The sequence below is a fragment of the Massilia sp. NBRC 108631 genome (assembly GCF_059704565.1).
The window spans coordinates 1-17,001 of sequence record NZ_BAAKJE010000250.1 but is presented as its reverse complement, the minus strand read 5'-3'; the positions used below and the strand labels follow the sequence as shown (position 1 = coordinate 17,001).

The following is a 17,001-nucleotide window of genomic DNA, read 5'->3' as shown; positions in this document are numbered from 1 at the left end:
GTCGTTTTTATTGTGTGCCGAGTGCCGCGAATACTTAGTGCAAGTTATGTTCTATAAAACATATATTTCGCTTAATATTCACGCATAAACCTAGGCTATCACTGTAAAAACACCAACGCAATATGAAGGATTTTGCATATGTTCAAAGTTGAGATACGCCCGGACTGGGTGCTGCGCCATCCGAACGGGCAGGCCGTACCGCTGCCGGTGCTGCTGGACCTGCTGGCGGCGGTGCGCAGCACGGGCAGCATCAGCCAGGCCGCAAAGGACTGCGGCATCTCCTATCGCCACGCGTGGGGGCTGCTGAACCAATTCAACGAACAATTCGGCGCGGAGCTGGTGCACAAGTCGCGTGGATCGGGGACGGTGCTGTCGCCGCTGGCCGACAAACTGATCTGGGCCGACAAGCGCATCGCCGCCCGGTTGAGCCCCATGCTGGACAGCCTGGCCTCCGAGCTGCAGCAGGAGCTGGCCAGCCTGCTCGACGAGCGTCCGCCCGCCCTGCGCCTGACCGCATCGCACGGCTTCGCGGTAGCGGCGCTGGTAAGCCGGCTGGAGCAGCAAGGCCTGCTGGTGGACCTGCAATACCGCAGCAGCACCGAGGCCGTGGCAGCCCTGGCGCGCGGAGAGTGCGACCTGGCCGGCTTTCACCTGCCGGTGGGCGAATTCGAAGGCGCGGCGGCGGCCAAGTACCGCCCACTGCTCGATCCGGCCCGCCAGATGCTGATCCACCTGGCCTATCGCATGCAGGGCATCTTTACCGCAAAGGGAAATCCGAAGGACATCCGCACGCTGGACGACCTGGCGCGGCAGGACGTGCGTTTTGTGAACCGCCAGCGCGGCTCGGGCACGCGGCTGCTGCTGGAACTGCTACTGGACGGCCACGGCATTGCGCCGGACCGCATCAACGGCTTCGAGAGCGCTGAATTCACGCACGCGGCGGTGGCCGCCTACGTCGCCAGCAACATGGCCGACGCCAGCTTCGGCGTGGAAACCGCCGCCCGCCGTTTCGACCTCGATTTCGTGCCGGTGGTGCGCGAGCGCTACTTTTTCGCGTGCTCCCGCGAGGCGCCGGCTGCGCCACTGGTCGCCGCCGCGCTGGCAGTCATGGAAAGCGACGAATTCAAAGCCACGCTGGCCGCCCTGCCCGGCTACGACGGCGCCATGAGCGGCCAGCGCCTGGCGCTGCAATCTTTGTTCTGAGCGGGTGCGGCTGTATCCGGTTTCAGCGCCCTTATCACTGGCGCAGCGCAGGCCGCCAGCTTGTTAAGCAAGCGGCGGCGTTTTACAAAAAATGATTGCGCTATCTTTTTTGTGTTATGGAATGGTAAAGCCACTTCAAAACACAAAGGTTCGCGCATGAAATTGCTGTACGCCCTGGTTTCAAGCTTTGCAATCGCTTGCCTGTCCGTGTCGCCGGCGGCATTGGCGATCGGTCAGAAGAAGTTCGTGGATTCCGGCCCCGCTGCGGGTGTCGAGCTGATCGCGCGCGGAAAGATGGCTTCCATTCATCTGGATGGCGACGACTACCCCGGGGTGCTGCGTGCGGCGCGCGATCTTCAAAGCGACATCGAAAAGGTGGGTAGCCAGCGCCCTTCCTTGAGCCTGCAAAAGACACCCGGCGCAGTTAGCGGTCAGGACGTGATCCTGATCGGCACCATAGGCCACAGCCGCCTGATCGATCAACTGATCGCACAGAAGAAGCTCGACACCAGCTCAATCAAGGACCTGTGGGAAGGCTACGTGGTGCAGGCGGTGAAAGCACCAATGCCCGGCGTGGCGCGCGCCCTCGTGATCGCCGGCAGCGACAAACGCGGCACTATCTTTGGCATCTACACGCTGGCCGAGCAGTTGGGCGTGTCGCCATGGTATTGGTGGGCGGACGTGCCGGTTCCCCGCAAGGACCGCGCCGTCGTTCCATTCGGCACGCTGGTGAGCGACCGCCCCGCCGTGAAATACCGTGGCATCTTCCTGAACGATGAGGCGCCTGCGCTGACTAATTGGGCCAAGGACAAATTCGGCGGATTCAATCACCAGTTCTATGAAAAGCTGTTCGAACTGATGCTGCGAATGCGCGCCAATTACCTGTGGCCGGCCATGTGGTACTCGGCGTTCAACGACGACGACAAGGAAAACGCCCGGCTGGCCAACGAAATGGGCATCGTCATGGGCACCTCGCATCACGAGCCGATGATGCGCTCGCAGCAGGAATGGCACCGTTACGGCAAAGGACCGTGGGACTACGAGAAAAACGGCGATGCGTTGCGCAAATTCTGGGCCGAGGGTTTACGCAACAGCCATGACTACGAGCAGGTGATCACGATGGCGATGCGGGGTGACGGCGATGAGCCTATGTCCGAGCAGGCCAACGTTTCCCTGCTTCAGGGCATCGTGAACGACCAGCGCAAGCTGATTGCAGCCGAATGGAACAAGGACCCGGCCCAGGTACCGCAACTGTGGGCCCTGTACAAGGAAGTGCAGGAATATTACGACAAAGGCATGCGCGTGCCGGACGACGTGCTGCTGCTGATGTGCGACGACAACTGGGGCAACATCCGGCGCCTGCCGACGGCGGAAGAACGAAAGCGCAGCGGCGGCGCCGGCATTTACTACCATTTCGATTACGTTGGCGTGCCGCGCTCCTATAAATGGCTCAACGTAACCCAGATTGCCAAGGTGTGGGAACAAATGAACCTGGCCAGCGACTTCGGAGCTGACCGCATGTGGGTTGTGAATGTCGGCGATCTGAAGCCCATGGAAATACCGACCGAATTCTTCCTCACCTACGCCTGGGACCCGAAAGCCTGGCCGGCCGAGCGCCTGGGCGGCTATCTGAACCAGTGGGCCGCGCGCGAATTCGGCGCTGTCCACGCGGGCGACATTGCCGATATCGTCAACCAGTACACGCGCTTCAACGCGCGGCGCCGCCCGGAGCAGCTCGACCCGGCGACCTACAGCCTGGTGAACTATCGGGAGGCGGAGCGCGTGGTGAGCGCCTACAACGGCCTGGCCGAGCGTGCGCGGCGCGTCGCCGCAGCCTTGCCGGCTCAGCAGCGCGACGCGTTCTTCCAGCTGGTGGAGTACCCGGTGCGCGCTTCGGCCAACGCGCTGGACATGTATGTCAGCGCCGGCATGAACCGCCTTTATGCGAACCAAGGCAGGATTACCGCCAACGACATGGCCGCCAAGGTGCGCGCGCTGTTTGCCAACGACGCGGAACTGGCGCGCAAGTACCAGCAGGACATCAGCGGCGGGAAGTGGAAGCATATGATGTCGCAAACCCGTTTCGGCTATACCAACTGGGACCAGCCCTATCGCGACGTGATGCCGGCGGTGAGCGAATTGCGCGCTCCCGTAAATGGCGAGCTAGCGGCCCCCAACGGCATCCACCCCAGCGACCAGATGGGGATAGCCGTCGAAGGCAATGCCGTATCATGGCCAGTATTCCCCATCAAACCGCTGGTGCTGCCACAGCTGGACGTGTTCCAGAAGCAGGCAGGCCGCATTGAACTGTTCAACCGTTCAAGCGCGCCATTCTCGTTCAGCATTTCCGCCAACCAGCCATGGGTTCGCCTGAGCACAAGCGGCGGAACCGTTGAGAAAACACAGCTGGTAGAAGTCGACGTGCAATGGGACCAGGTGCCGCTGGGCGACAGCCGCGCGGAATTGACGGTGACAGGGCCGGACAAAGCCAGCGTTAAGGTGGCCGTTCCCGTCCACAACCCTGCCGCGTTGCGGCCGGAACAGGCCACCGGGCATGTGGAGGCGCACGGCGTGATCGCCATCGAAGCGGAGCATTACACGGCAGCGCCGAGCGCGCCCGGCCGGCGCTGGCTGAAGATTCCGGACTATGGCCATACCTTGTCCGGCATGACCGTGTCGCCCGCACAGGCGGGGGCACTTGAGCTGCGCGATGGCATGCAGCTGCAATATACCGTGAATATCTTCAACCCCGGCAAGCTCGAGGTTGAAGCGGTATTGGCCCCGACGCTGAAATTCTCCCCGGGAGGCGGCTTCCGCTACGGGATCTCCTTCGACGATGAAGCGCCTCAGGTGATCAATATCCACGCGGATGAATCGGAAGAACAGTGGCGCAAGATCGTGTCAGACGGTGTGGCCAGGTTCTCCAGCACGCACATGGTGAGGTCCGCTGGCAAACACACGCTGAAATTCTGGGCCCTGGACCCGGGCGTCGTGCTGCAGCGGCTGGTGGTCAATACGGGCGGCCTCAAGCCAAGCTATCTGGGGCCGCCGGAAAGTCCCTACTTCCCGGCGCGCGGCACGGCCCGTTGACCAATCAGGCTTGCCGCTTCAGCTCAGTGGCCGGGGTTTGGAACTCCACCATGCGCGCTTGCCAGGCAGCGTCCACCTGGTCCATCGCCGCCAGCTTGACGTGGCCGTAGCCGCGCACCTGTTCCGGCAGTTGCGCCAGCCTCAGCGCGGCGGCTTTATTGTGTAGCCCGAGGCAAGCGGACAGCTCGTGCACGAACGCCAGGTAGCGGTCGCGCAGCGCGCGTTCGCGGCGCCGCTCTTCGGTGTAGCCAAAGATGTCCAGCGGCGTGCCGCGCAGGCATTTCAGGCGCGCCAGGCCGCCGAAGCCTTTCATCATCCAGCCGCCGAACGCCATCTTGGCTGGCACGTCCGAACCCGGCTTCTTGCGCGCCAACAATGGCGGCGCCAGATGGAAGCCGAGCTTGTAGTCGCCTTCGAATTGCGCCGCGATCTGCTCGCGGAAGCTCGGGTCGGCGTGCAGGCGCGCCACTTCGTATTCGTCCTTGTAAGCCATCAGCTTGAACAGGTTGCGCGCCACGGCCTTGCTCAGCGTGCGCTTCGCCCCATCGCCGTCCAACGCGACCTCTTTCAGCTCGACGGCCGCCACCGCGTCGGCGTAAACACGGGCATAGGCAGCATTCTGGTACTTGCTCAGCCAGTCCGCGCGGAAGGCCACCAGTTCCGGCAGCGATTTGGGCGCGGCGAACTGGATCACCTGCTGTTGCGGCTGCGCCAGGCGGGACAGCGCGTCCTGGTCGGCTGCGGCCAGGCGGCCCAGCATAAAGGCGCGCTTGTTCATGTCGATGGCGACGCCGTTCAGCTCAATCGCCCGCATCAGCGCTTCCAGGCCGGCCGGCACCAGCCCCTTTTGCCACGCATAGCCCATCAGCAGGATATTTCCGCCGATCGGATCGCCGAGGAAGCGCGCCGCGATTTCCTGCGCGTCCAGCTGCAGCAGATTGGCGCCGCCCGCTGCCGATGCCAGCTTCTCGAGCAAGCCGTCCTTGTTGATGGAGGCGTCGCGGTCGCGGGTGAATTCCGCCGTCGGGATCTCGCGCTCGTTGGCCACCACTTGCGTGTGGCCGCGCCGCATCACGGACAGGCTGTCCGGCATCGCCGCTACCACCAGGTCGCAGGCGAACACCGCGTCCGCCTGCTGCAAGTCGATACGCACTTGGTTCAAGGCCGACGGCGACGCGGCCACGCGCACATGCGACAGCACCGCGCCGCCCTTCTGCGCAAAACCCATGAAGTCCAGCGTGGACGCGCCCTTGCCTTCCAGGTGCGCGGCCATGGTGATCAGCGCTCCGACGGTGACGATGCCGGTACCGCCCACACCCGCCACCAGGATTTCGAACGGCTTGTCCAGCGCGTGCGGCGCGGGCGCCGGGTAGCGGCCCAGCGCCTGTTCCAGGTCCGCCAGCGTGAGGGCCACGCTGGCCGGTTTGCGCAGCGTGCCGCCCAGTACCGAGACGAAGCTCGGACAGAAGCCTTCTACGCACGAGTAATCCTTGTTGCAGGACGATTGCTCGATCTGGCGCTTGCGGCCCAATTCCGTTTCCAGCGGCAGGATGGACAGGCAGTTCGATTGCACGCCGCAGTCGCCGCAGCCTTCGCACACGGCCGGGTTGATCACCATGCGGCGCGCCGGGTCGGGGAATACGATTTTTTCCGGCTTGTTCTTCTTGCGGCGGCGGCGCTTTTCGGCCGCGCAGGTCTGGTCGTACACCAGCACCGTCACGCCGGCGATCTCGCGCAGCATGCGCTGCATGGCATCGAGCTCGCTGCGGTGGTGCACCGTTACGCCGGCCGGCAGCGCCACGCCGGTGTAGTTCTCCGGCTGGTCGGTCACCACCACCACCTTCTTCGCGCCCTCGCTCACCACCTGCTGCACGATCTGCGGCACGGACAGCGTGCCGTCCACCGGCTGGCCGCCGGTCATGGCCACCGCGTCGTTGTACAGGATCTTGTAGGTGATGTTGGTGCGCGCGGCGATCGCCTGGCGGATCGCCAGCGAACCAGAATGGTAGTAAGTGCCGTCGCCCAGGTTCTGGAATACGTGCTTCTCGCCCACGAAACGCGAAGAACCCACCCAGCTGATGCCCTCGCCGCCCATCTGCGCCAGGTAGTTGGTGTCGCGCTTCATCCAGGTGGCCATGAAGTGGCAGCCTATGCCCGCCATGGCGCGGCTGCCTTCCGGCACGCGGGTGGAGGTGTTGTGCGGACAGCCGGAGCAGAAGTACGGGGTGCGCTTGATGCCATCGGCGCTGTTGGACAGCAGCTCGGCGGCGCAAAAGTCCGGCAGCATGCGCTGCAGGTCCAGCGCCGGGAAGCGCGGCGCCAGCCATTGCACGATGGCCGGTGCGATGCGCGATGGCCGCAGCTCGCCCAGCGCGGACAGCAGCGCGTGGCCATGCTGGTCGGTCTTGCCGATGACGGCCGGACGTTCGGACTGCGGCAGGTTGTAGAACAGGTTCTTCACCTGCTGCTCGATCACGGCGCCCTTCTCTTCCACCACCAGGATTTCCTGCAAGCCGTCGGCGAACGCCGCCAGGCGGGTGCGCTCCAGCGGATAGGTCAGGCCCGGCTTGTACAGGCGCACACCAAGTTCCTCCAGGCGGCTCAAAGGCAGGCCAAGGCGTTCCAGCGCTTCCAGCAAATCGAGATAGGCCTTGCCGGCGCTGATGATGCCGATGGTTGCACGCGGTGCTGGCACCACCAGGCGGTCGATGGAATTGGCGCGCGCGAAGGCTTGCACCGCTTCCAGCTTTTCCGCCGCGCGCACTTCCAGCGCCAGGCCCGGCAAGTCCGGCCAGCGGTTGTGCAGGCCGTCCGGCGGTGCGGTGTAGCCGGTGGGCGTGACATACTGCGGCAGCGGCGGCAGCTCCACCACGGCGCCGCCTTCCACGGTTTCCGAAATGGCCTTGAAGCCGGACCAGGCGCCCGAATAGCGCGACAGCGCCCAGCCGTACAGGCCGAATTCCAGGTACTCCTGGATGTTGGCCGGATTAATCACCGGCATGCTCCATGCGATCAGCGCCTGCTCGCTCTGGTGCGGCATGGACGAAGACACGCAGCCGTGGTCGTCCCCCAGGATCACCAGCACGCCGCCGCGCGGCGAGGAGCCGTACACATGGCCGTGCTTGAGCGCGTCGCCCGCGCGGTCCACGCCCGGGCCTTTGCCGTACCACATGGCGAACACGCCATCGACCTTACGGGTGGGATCGGCTTCCACCTGCTGCGAACCGAGCACCGCCGTGGCGCCCAGTTCTTCGTTAATCGCGGGCAGGAATTCAACGTTGTGCTGCTCCAGCAGCTTGGATGCGCGCCACAGTTCCTGGTCCACCGCGCCCAACGGCGAGCCACGGTAGCCGCTGACGAAGCCGCCCGTGTTCAGGCCTTGCGCGTCGTCGCAGACCTTCTGCATGCACAGCAGCCGTACCAGTGCCTGGGTGCCGGTCAGGAACACGCGGCCATGGGCCCGGGTAAGATTGTCGGAGAGAGCGTAGTCGGGGTCCGCAAGCGCGGGCTGCATGGTGGCCGGCAAGGTCATGGAATTCATTGTTTTGTCTCGCGTTAAGGACTTATAGTGCGAGAAATGATATGGCGCACAGACCGAAATATTACTCCTATTCTTACGCCTGGAAGCATTAGAATAGGTTTTTTCTTTCTCTAAACCGCCCAAAAATGAAAAATGATTCCCTGGACGCGGCCTCGCTCAAGATCTTGTCTGAACTACAAAAAAACGCGCGTATCTCGTCCAACGAACTGGCCGAGAAAATCGGCATGTCGGCCAGCCCGTGCTGGCGGCGCCAGAAGGAGCTGGAGGACAACGGCTACATCATCCGCTACACGGCGCTGGTGGACCGGCGCAAGCTGGGGCTGTCGGTGGTGTGCATGGCCAACATTACGCTGGCGCGGCACGAGGAAGGCGCAGTGAAGAATTTTGAGGAAGCGATGCGCTTGCGGCCGGAGGTGGTGGAGTGCTACGAGACCACCGGCAATGCCGACTACCTGGTGAAGATCGTGGTGGCGGACATGGACGGCTACCACGACTTCCTGCACAACGTGCTGGTAAAGCTGAACGGCGTTTCGCAGGTGAACACCAGCGTGGCGCTGCGCGAAGTGAAATACGAGACCGCCCTGCCGCTGTAGGCAGAAGCTCAGAGCGCCGTGCGCATTTCTTGCAGACTCACTTCGGCGATATCGCATCATCCGCGCCGCTGTGGGCGCACAACGCCCAGATGGTCAGCGGTTTCCTCGGTCATGGCCACACCGCGCCGCTGATGGCAGCGGCAACGCCTTATGCGACCGTCAACGCCGCTTTCCCCGCTGCCTGAACCTGGCGCCCCAGCATGAACACGCCAACCACCTCGGATAAAGCGCGGCCCGGTCCCTGCGGGCGCAAGCAAGTGCGCTGATGTAGAGCTGCCCTTCGCCGCTGCATCGCTGTGCCCCGTCTTCAGAGAACAGGCTGTGCCGAGCAACACGGCCTGGGAAGTGCTTATGGTCGACTTGCGGCGCTCCGCGCCACGCGGAAGCCGAGATCGTCGATGGAAAAGGTCGGGTGACTGCGGCGGCGGTTGGCGGCCAGGCAGCCGCGCTCCTTGTCGGCCCAGCCGCCGCCGCGAAACACGCGGTAGTCGCCGTAGACTTCGGGATCGTACAAGTCGGTGCACCATTCCCACACGTTGCCCAGCATATCGTGCAGGCCCCACGCGTTGGGCAGCTTCGTGCCGACGTCGTGCGTGCCGCCGCCGGAGTTGTCTGCGTACCAGGCGATAGCGTCCAACTCGCCGTAGCGCGCGGCGCTGCTGCCCGCGCGGCAGGCGTATTCCCATTCGGCCTCGGTGGGCAGACGGTAGCCATCCGCCCCGCTGACGGCGGCGGCGCCGCTGCCGTCGGCGTGCAGCGCATAGCTGGCGCGCAGCCCTTTGGACAGCGACAGCCGGTTGCAGAACCGGACCGCGTCGAGCCACGAAACGCCGACCACCGGGTGCTGCTCCGCCCTCACCGGCGAGGGCCACGCGCCCGTGACGGCGGCGTACTGCGCCTGCGTGACCGGGTGGCGCGCGAGGTCGAATCGGGCTATCGCGGCAAGCCAGTGGCGGCCGGTCCTGTCGTCCTTCATGGCGATGGTGCCGGACGGGATGGCGATGAGATCGGGCAGCACTATTGCCCGCCCGCTGGATCCACCATGGCGGACAAGTAGATGGCGGTGAACTCGGGCGGGAAGCGGCGCGCGCGGCCGGCACTGATGTCCACGCAGATCAGCTCCCAGCGGCCGCGCAGCACGGTGGCCTGGTCGCTGTCGCGGATCAGCTGGAAGCGCCGCTCCATGGTCATTTTGCCGTCGCTGGCGGTGAGCCAGGTCCCCAGCGTGAGCGGCTCGCCGAGGCGCGTGGCCTGCAGGTAGTCATAGGAGGCGCTGCGGATGGCCATGGCGCGGTCGAGGCGGTGGTAGTCGGCCAGCGCCAGCCCCAGTGCTTCGGAATGGGACCAGCCTATCGCCTCGCACCAGCGCACGTAGACGGCGTTGTTGGTGTGCTGCAGGCCGTCGATGTCTTGCGCTTGCGGCTGTAGCGGCAGGGTGTAGGCTTGCGGATAATCCCAGGGCATGGCGTCTCAGTGTGGTCCGTGAGCCGCCATTATAGGGGGCATCCGCACGATCGATGCGCCCGGGCCGCGCCGGGCGCCGCTTACGCCGCCACCGGGCGTGGCATGACGTGCTGCGCCGCGAGACCGACAATCCGCACCAGCGGCACTTCCACCCAGCGGTGAAAGGCCGCGCCGGCGGCCAGGCTGGCGCCCCAGGCGATCGCCATGCCCGCCGCCTGCCAGTACGGTTCCGCCGGCGCGAAGCGGGTAAAGGCGGCGTTCACGATCAGGCTGACCGGGAAGTGAATCAGGAACACCGCGTACGAGGTTTTGGCAAGGTAATTCACCAGCCCCCATGCGCGGCCTGCCTCGCCTGTCAGCTTCGCGCGGCCGAAAGCGAACAGCGCGCAGGCCACTGCCAGCGCCACGGCGATGCGGACGCGGAACTCCAAGACCAGCGCGGCCAGCGTCGGCAGCACCAGCATCGCCAGCAGCAGCGCCACCGCGCCCGGCTTGCGCCTTGCGTCGCTGGCCCACCACGCCAGCACGCCCAAGCCATAACTGCCGAAGAAGTACGGCGCCCAATTGTCCCAGTCGCTGTCCAGGTTGAAGTACAGCAGCGAACTGCTGACAGCGGCCAGCATCACGGCCGGCATCAGCCAGGTGCGCAGGCCGTCGCCGCCCAGGCGGCCGGACAGCCATAGCAGCAGCACCATGCCTGCGTACAGCTGGAAGTCGATGGCGACGTACCACGCGCCGGCCGACAGCGATTCATAACCCAGTACGCTGTGCAACAGCAGCGCGTGCGCGCTCAACTGGCCAAAACTGGCGGGTGCGGAAATGGAGTCGTGCGTCATCCAGGCGCTGGCCAGCGCGTTTGCGCCTGCCGCCAGCAGCGTGGCGGCAAGGAACGGCGGGGCCAGCTTGGCATAGCGGCGCCACGCGGTGTGCAGCGGCGTGGCGATACCGGGCCGGCCGGCCGGCGACAGGGATTTGGCGGCCAGGAAGCCCCCCACCACCAGGAACACTTGCACGGCGATGCGCGCATGGTCGTTGAGCCAGCCCATCAGCTCGGGCATCAGCGCCTGCGCGTGGTCCGACATGGGGCCGTAGAACGCCAGATGATGCAGCACGATCAGCTGCGCGGCGACGGCTTTCAACAGGTTGATCAGGCCAAACTGTGCCGGGGCCGCTGGGGCCGGACCCGTGCGTACTGCTACATTCATTGCCATCCCTTGCTAGCGTTTACATTCCAACAATGCTTCTACACGCAAGACTGGCTGGCGGTGATATTGCGGACCGGGCGGTATGATAGCCGAAGTGGCCACATACCGCCCACACTGCCCGCCACCTACTCTTGCACCGGAATGGCGAGCGGCTTGGGCGGGTAGCTGGCCAGCACGATGGAGGTGGTCACCGGGCCCAGGCTGGCAAGGTCGTCGATGGCGCTTTCCAGTTCGCTCATCTCCGCCACCGTCACGCGCACGATAAAGCAGTCCTCGCCGGTGATCCTGTCGGCGCCCACGATGGCGGGCATGGCCTGGAACTTGGCGAGGCAGTCGTTGATACGGCTGTGCGTGGTTTTCAGCCGGATCAGCGCGCTGATGCCAAGTCCGGCGCGGCGCGCGTCGATGCGGGCGCCGTAGCCTTCAATCACGCCGGATTCCTCCAGCCGCTGGATGCGCGCCGTCACGGCCGGCTGCGACAAGCCAATCCGCTTGCCGATCTCGGTATTGCTGATGCGGGCGTTGGTCTGGAGCAGCCCGAGGATGCGGCTGTCGAGTCGATCCACTACCGGCTTTGTTTTCATTTGCGAACCCCTTGGTTTTCCTTCGAAATCCTGCCGAATGGTGATGAATTCAATGATTTCCCACTGTAGCCACCGCAGCATAGTTGGCATACTGGGGCTCGTCAATCACTCTCACCGGCCGCCATGCATACTCCTGTCCTGATCATCCCCGGCATCAACAACTCTGGCGAAACCCATTGGCAAAGCCTTTGGCAGCGCCGCAATCCCGGCTTTGAGCGGCTGGAAGTCGAGGATTGGGATTATCCCGAATGCGGGCATTGGAGCGACGCGATCGGGCGGGCGGTGCGGCGGCTTGGTCCACGCACGGTTATCGTGGCGCATAGCCTGGGGTGCCTGGCTGTGGCGCATTGGGCGGCACGGGCCACTATCGTGGCCGGTGGGGCGCTGCTGGTGGCGCTGCCGGACCCGCATGGGCCGGCCTTCCCATCCGAAGCACGCGGCTTTGCGCCGCTGCCGCAGATCCGCCTGCCCTTCCCCAGCATCATTGTCGCCAGCGGAGACGATCCCTATGCGAACACAGGGCTCACAGAACGCTGCGCGCACGGGTGGGGCAGCCAGGTTCACCATGCGGGAAACCACGGGCATTTGAACGCGGCGAGCGGGCTGGGGGAATGGCCGGCGGGGTGGGACTTGCTTGAATCTTTGCGGACCCAGGTGCCGCCGGCGCAGGCAGCGGTCAGCGCCGCGCCAGGGGCAGCAGCAGCGTTGGCCGCCAAGTCAACGTGAACGCGACCGCCATGGCGGCGGCCGCCCCAAGAACCACCCAAAGCACGCTGCCAAAGCCCGCGCCGTCCCGCCAGAGGCAGAGCAGATAGGCGCCGGCCAGCAGCCCGAATCCAAACGGGCGCAAGCGGCCCCGGTGCGGCGACACCTCGCCCTCCTGTCCGCTGGCGCGCGCCCAGTGTTCCGGCATGGCCAAGGCCAGGCAGGCGAAGCCGCAGTAAGCCACCAGGCAGGCTGCGGCCAGCAGCAGCGCGGGCATCATGACTGCGCCCCTATCGCAGGTGCGCCGGACTGCACGCCTGGCCCCTGTCCCGCATTGGCGTGAACGTTGGCATTGGCACCGGCGCTCGTGCTGGGGCTGGGCCCGGCGTTGTCCTTGGCGCCAGCCTTGGCAGCCAGCCGTCTCGCCGTCCACGCGGCAAGCAGCGCGAGCGCGACGAGCAACCCGTCCATGCCGGCCACGGCCCACTTGCCCGACCACAGCGCACGCAACAAGTGATCCCCTGTAGTAGTGGCATTCAGCAGCACGCAAGCCAGCGCCAGCGCACAGATGGTCCAGGCCTGTTCACGCCAGGCGGCGGCGGGCCGCCACCAGCCGTGGGCGAAGCTGCCCAGCCACACCAGATAGAACATCCACTGCTCCAGCGCGGCACGCTCCTGCCCTGCGAAGCTGGCCCCAAGCGGCAGCAGCCGGTTCGCTGCGAAGAAGGCCAGCGTTGCGATCACGATGCCGGTGACGCTGCCGATGGCCAGCCCTTCGACTACGCGCACGCCGGCCAGGCCCTTCTTCGCGTGCCGGCTGCGCCGCGCCTCAAGCCAGAACAGGAAGCCGGTGGCGATCAGCACGCAGCCGGACAAGCCGGCGAGAAAGTACAGCCAGCGCAGCGGCCAGTGCTGGAACTGGATGAAATGCAGGCCCGAGACGAAGCGCTGCACGCTCCTGACCGGCGCCGCCTCGAAGCGGTGCAACACCTCGCCAGTGGCCGCGTCGAAGTAGATCTGGTCGAGATTCATGGTGATGTCGCGCGCGTAGGAGCGGCGCAGCTCGACGTAGCTGTTGGCGTCCCCCGGATGCCACACGCGCACGAAGTAAGGGCGACCGCCGCGCCACTCCTGCTCCGCCCGCAGCGCCATCGCGTCCAGCGATGCCAGCGTTCCCGGCGCCTTGGCTTTGGGGCGGCTGTAGCGGCCCAGGTCCTCTGCGGTGTACGCGGCCTTGGCCTGCTTGCCTGCGCCATAGACGCCCCAATGCGCTTGCGGGAAGTAGATGCCGATGAAGATAATCAGGCCCGAGAGCGTCATCACGAAATGGAACGGCAGCCCGATCACGCCGGTGAGGTTGTGCAGATCCAGGCTGCTGCGCTGCAGGCGCTTGTGCGGACGGAAGGTGAAGAACTGCGAGAAGATCTTCTTGTGGATGATGACGCCGGAAACCAGCAGCACCAGCATCGCCATCGCGGCCAGTCCCACCAGCCACTCGCCCACGTCCATCCACTTCAGGTGCAGGCTGAAATGGAAGGGGAAGATGAAGCCGCTGCCGGCCTTGGTGCCCTGGTCGGGAATGAAGGCGTGGCGCGCCGGGTCGATCTGCCGCACCGTGCTGTCTCCCGTGCCGTCCCGGTAGGAGAAGCGCAGCACCGGTACCCGTTCGGTCGGCAGGTCAACGCGCCACTGGCTGGCTTTTGCAGGCACCACAGTGCCGGCCAGCGTGGCGATGCGGTCCAGCGAGTAAGCGCCTTGCTGCTGCGCGGCCAGGCGCGTATCCGGCATCATCCAGCGGTCGATCTCGCGGTCGAACACACTCAGGCTGCCCATCCAGAAGATGGCGAACAGCAGGCTGCCGATCACCACGCCGGCCCAGGTATGCAGCCAGGCCATGGACTTTGTGAAGTTCTTTTCCACTTATCCCCCCTGCCGTACAAGTTGCAGCACGGCCGCCATGACGGCAGCAGCCCCCATCAACACCAGCCAAAGCCGCGCCGTGCTTTTCACGCTGAAGGCCCATAGCAGCAGCACCAGGTAGCCGATGAAACCGAGCATGGCCGCCAGCACCACCGCTTCCGATCTCACCATGCCAAGGCGCGCCAGCACGGCAGCAACGGTGACCACGGTGAGCGCGGTCAGCGCGTAGCCGCCGCCGACGGCGCCCAGCACGCGCAGCAACAGATCGATACGCGGTCTTTGGCTCATGGCGTGCCTAGAAGCCGAGCGAGTAGCCCAGCGTCACGCTGCGCCCCCGTCCCGCGAAATAGCGGCTCGGCTCGACCAGCGCGCTTTGCGAGTAGTAGGTGATGTAGTCGCGGTCGAACAGATTGGCCACGCCCAGGCGCACTTCGCCCCGAGGCAGCTTGTAGTTCAAGCTGGCGTCCACCAGCGTATAGCCCGAGAATTCCTTGGCCGGATCGTCGAAGCTCTGCTGGAAGGCGTGCTGCGCCTGCACGAAGGACGCCACCTTGCCGCTCCAGTTCGCGGTCCAGGCGGCGATCAGCCGGTTAGGCGCCACGTTCAGGCCGTCGAGCTTCGCATCCAGGCTGCCGTTGTTGTCGCTGTCGTAACGGCCCTTGGTGTAGGCATAGGACAGCTTGGCGCGGTGGACGGCATCGAGACGGTAGCCGACGCTGGCGTCCACGCCGCGCAGGCGGGTCTTTTCGCGCGACATCATGAACACGCCGTTCACCGGCGCCACGCGCGCGCCGAAGTCGGAATCGGACTGGAAATAGCTGGCATCGAGTTCCCACGCGCCTTTGCGGGCGCGCACGCCCGCCTCCACGCCCTCGGTGAGGATGGGCTCGAGATTGCGCATGCTGCCGATGCTCTGGCCCGGCGTGTTGATCGAGCGCAGCGCCCTGCCGATGTCGGGCAGGCCCATGCCTTCGGAATAGTTCGCGAACAGCGTGACGTCCTGCACCGGCGTGTAAACCGCGCCCGCGTTGAACAGGGTTTCCTTGAACTTGATGGCGCCGCCCTGCACCAGTACGCTCTTGTATGCGGCCAGCGTGGTGTAGCTGTCCACGGTCAGCTCGGCGTCCTCCTTGCGCACGCCGCCGTGCAGCGTGAGCTGGTCGAGCAGCTTGAACTCGCCCTGCGCGAACAGGGAGAGGTTGCGGTACTTCGACTCCGGCACAAAGGTCCGCCCGGTGCCGTACAAGTCCTGCTTGCCCTCGTCGGTGAGGGTGTCGAAGCCGGCGGTGATTTTCAGGCGCTTGTCCAGCAAGTCCGATTTGCTGAGCCCAAACTTGCTGCCGAACTTGGAGGCCACCGAGCGCGACTGGTCGTACAGCGTGCCCCTTGGCGCGATCGCCACGTCCTGGAAGGTGGCGGAGTTGTCGGCGCCGAACAGGCCGACGAATTCCTGCTTGAACAGCAGCGCGGACAGTTCCATGCCGGCCAGCTCGTCGTGGTTGTAGGTCACGCTGGAGGTCCACACGTCATTCCAGGCCGGCGTGCCCGGCGGCGTGCCTTCGACCGAGGTGGAGGGCGTGCCCGTTTGACGGTTGCCGGCCACGCCGACGTAGCTGGCCTTCGATTTGATCTTGTAGCGGTTCACGGCGAGCTGCAGGCGCTGCTTGTCGTCCAGCTGGTAACCGAGCTTGCCGATCACATCGTAGCTGCGCGAGTCCATCAGGTCGCCCTGCGTCACGTCCACGCCGATGGCCCGGCCCGCGCCGTCGCGATACAGGCCCTGGTCTTCGTAGGCGAGCGCGAACAGGTAGTCAAGTTTGTCCGTGCGGCCGCTGGCGCGGTAGCTGGACTTGTAGCCCATCACGTCGGAGCCCAGGCCGGAGGTCGGCGTGGTGGCCTGCACGTCGATATGCTGGCTGAAGTTGCCCTTGTCGGGCCGCCGCGTGATGATGTTGATGGTGCCGCCGGTGGCGCCCAGGCCGTTGACAGCGTTCGGTCCGTGGATGACTTCAATCCGCTCCACCATGGAGAAGTCGATGGTGTGGGCCTCGCGGCCGGTGGGCCGCACCGGGTTCGATTGCGGCACGCCGTCGATCAGGATCAGCGGCGTGCGCCCGCGCAGGGTTTCGCCGGAGCCGTTCATCTTGCCGCGGCTCGGCGTGTAGGACGGCAGCACGCTGCTCAGCACATCCGAGGAATTGGTCGACAGCGCCAGCTGCCGTTCGATTTCCTCTTTGCGGATGATGACGATGGTCTGCGGCGCCTTGGCCGCCTCCATGTTGGAGCGGGAGGCCGAGACGATGACGGCTTGGGGGGCTGGCTCGCCGGTGGGGGGTTCTTGTGCTTGGGCTGCTGCTGTTGCTGCTGCCATCCACAGGGCCGCCGGCAATGGACGGAGCTGGAACGGCGTGATCCTGGACGACTTCACTGATACCTCTCGTTGGACGTGGGACAACGATGGCTGGCTGGCACGGTATCCTGAAAGGTGCGGGGCTGGCTAAATGAAAATGGTTCTCATTATCGCTCCAGGGACGGGGGATGTCAATCGAGGCTTTGAGCATGCACTTTGATTGGGCGGGGGACGCGCGCCCTCGGCGCGCGGCGCTTCCCGCGCTGCGGGAAGCAGATGGGCGATTCGGATAGCCTCGCCCCCGCCAGGGGGCTCCGTCTTCGAATCCCACCGTCTCTGTCCGAAC

General features: G+C 65.2%; 14 protein-coding genes. 5 read left to right on the top strand and 9 right to left on the bottom strand.

Features of this window, described 5'->3' with window-relative positions; translation table 11 throughout:
* The first annotated feature begins 138 nt into the window (after positions 1-138).
* Both AC6H42_RS27210 and AC6H42_RS27205 read left to right on the top strand, forming a co-directional pair.
* The gene (locus tag AC6H42_RS27210) at positions 139-1,203 is read left to right on the top strand and encodes a substrate-binding domain-containing protein (RefSeq protein WP_497549378.1); all 1,065 of its coding nucleotides are present in this window, start codon (positions 139-141) and stop codon (positions 1,201-1,203) included.
* A gap of 60 nt (positions 1,204-1,263) precedes the next feature.
* The gene (locus AC6H42_RS27205) at positions 1,264-4,293 is read left to right on the top strand and encodes a glycosyl hydrolase 115 family protein (RefSeq protein WP_497549377.1); all 3,030 of its coding nucleotides are present in this window, start codon (positions 1,264-1,266) and stop codon (positions 4,291-4,293) included.
* Positions 4,294-4,297: 4 nt separating this feature from the next.
* Here the strand turns inward: AC6H42_RS27205 and AC6H42_RS27200 are convergent, their stop codons facing one another.
* Positions 4,298-7,834 carry an indolepyruvate ferredoxin oxidoreductase family protein gene (locus tag AC6H42_RS27200; protein WP_497549376.1) on the bottom strand — a complete coding sequence of 1,179 codons (3,537 nt, stop codon included), beginning with the start codon at positions 7,832-7,834 and terminating at the stop codon, positions 4,298-4,300.
* A gap of 125 nt (positions 7,835-7,959) precedes the next feature.
* Here AC6H42_RS27200 and AC6H42_RS27195 point away from each other — a divergent pair, with 125 nt between their 5' ends.
* Both AC6H42_RS27195 and AC6H42_RS27190 read left to right on the top strand, forming a co-directional pair.
* Entirely contained in the window at positions 7,960-8,427 is a 468-nt protein-coding gene (locus AC6H42_RS27195) for an Lrp/AsnC family transcriptional regulator (protein ID WP_056404476.1), read from the top strand.
* Between the two features lie 29 nt (positions 8,428-8,456).
* Positions 8,457-8,612, top strand: a complete 156-nt coding sequence (locus AC6H42_RS27190) for a hypothetical protein (protein ID WP_497549375.1) — start codon at positions 8,457-8,459, stop codon at positions 8,610-8,612.
* Positions 8,613-8,776: 164 nt separating this feature from the next.
* Here the strand turns inward: AC6H42_RS27190 and AC6H42_RS27185 are convergent, their stop codons facing one another.
* The 4 genes from AC6H42_RS27185 to AC6H42_RS27170 all read right to left on the bottom strand — a co-directional run bounded on the left by AC6H42_RS27185 (position 8,777) and on the right by AC6H42_RS27170 (position 11,680).
* Entirely contained in the window at positions 8,777-9,445 is a 669-nt protein-coding gene (locus tag AC6H42_RS27185; protein ID WP_497549374.1) for a formylglycine-generating enzyme family protein, read from the bottom strand.
* Positions 9,445-9,891: an acyl-CoA thioesterase gene (locus tag AC6H42_RS27180; protein ID WP_497549373.1), complete on the bottom strand. Its 447-nt coding sequence runs from the start codon at positions 9,889-9,891 to the stop codon at positions 9,445-9,447. The genes AC6H42_RS27185 and AC6H42_RS27180 overlap by 1 nt, the downstream gene beginning before the upstream one ends.
* 80 nt (positions 9,892-9,971) lie before the next feature.
* On the bottom strand, positions 9,972-11,096 hold the full coding sequence (locus AC6H42_RS27175) for an acyltransferase family protein (RefSeq protein WP_497549372.1): 1,125 nt from the start codon (positions 11,094-11,096) through the stop codon (positions 9,972-9,974).
* Between the two features lie 125 nt (positions 11,097-11,221).
* Positions 11,222-11,680, bottom strand: coding sequence for an Lrp/AsnC family transcriptional regulator (locus tag AC6H42_RS27170; RefSeq protein ID WP_497549371.1), 459 nt, complete (start codon positions 11,678-11,680; stop codon positions 11,222-11,224).
* A 123-nt stretch (positions 11,681-11,803) separates the two neighbouring features.
* Between AC6H42_RS27170 and AC6H42_RS27165 the strand changes: the two genes are divergently transcribed.
* Positions 11,804-12,406 (top strand): RBBP9/YdeN family alpha/beta hydrolase, encoded by a 603-nt coding sequence (locus AC6H42_RS27165; RefSeq protein ID WP_497549370.1) that lies wholly within the window; start codon positions 11,804-11,806, stop codon positions 12,404-12,406.
* Here the strand turns inward: AC6H42_RS27165 and AC6H42_RS27160 are convergent.
* Genes AC6H42_RS27160 through AC6H42_RS27145 form a run of 4 tightly spaced genes read right to left on the bottom strand, consistent with a single transcriptional unit; the run spans position 12,357 to position 16,733 of the window.
* Positions 12,357-12,665 carry a DUF3325 domain-containing protein gene (locus tag AC6H42_RS27160; RefSeq protein ID WP_497549369.1) on the bottom strand — a complete coding sequence of 103 codons (309 nt, stop codon included), beginning with the start codon at positions 12,663-12,665 and terminating at the stop codon, positions 12,357-12,359. The genes AC6H42_RS27165 and AC6H42_RS27160 overlap by 50 nt on opposite strands.
* Complete coding sequence (locus AC6H42_RS27155) at positions 12,662-14,305, bottom strand: PepSY-associated TM helix domain-containing protein (RefSeq protein ID WP_497549368.1); 1,644 nt, start codon at positions 14,303-14,305, stop codon at positions 12,662-12,664. The genes AC6H42_RS27160 and AC6H42_RS27155 overlap by 4 nt, the downstream gene beginning before the upstream one ends.
* The gene (locus AC6H42_RS27150) at positions 14,306-14,593 is read right to left on the bottom strand and encodes a hypothetical protein (protein WP_497549367.1); all 288 of its coding nucleotides are present in this window, start codon (positions 14,591-14,593) and stop codon (positions 14,306-14,308) included.
* 7 nt (positions 14,594-14,600) lie between these two features.
* Positions 14,601-16,733, bottom strand: coding sequence for a TonB-dependent receptor (locus AC6H42_RS27145; RefSeq protein WP_497549366.1), 2,133 nt, complete (start codon positions 16,731-16,733; stop codon positions 14,601-14,603).
* Between the last annotated feature and the right edge of the window lie 268 nt (positions 16,734-17,001).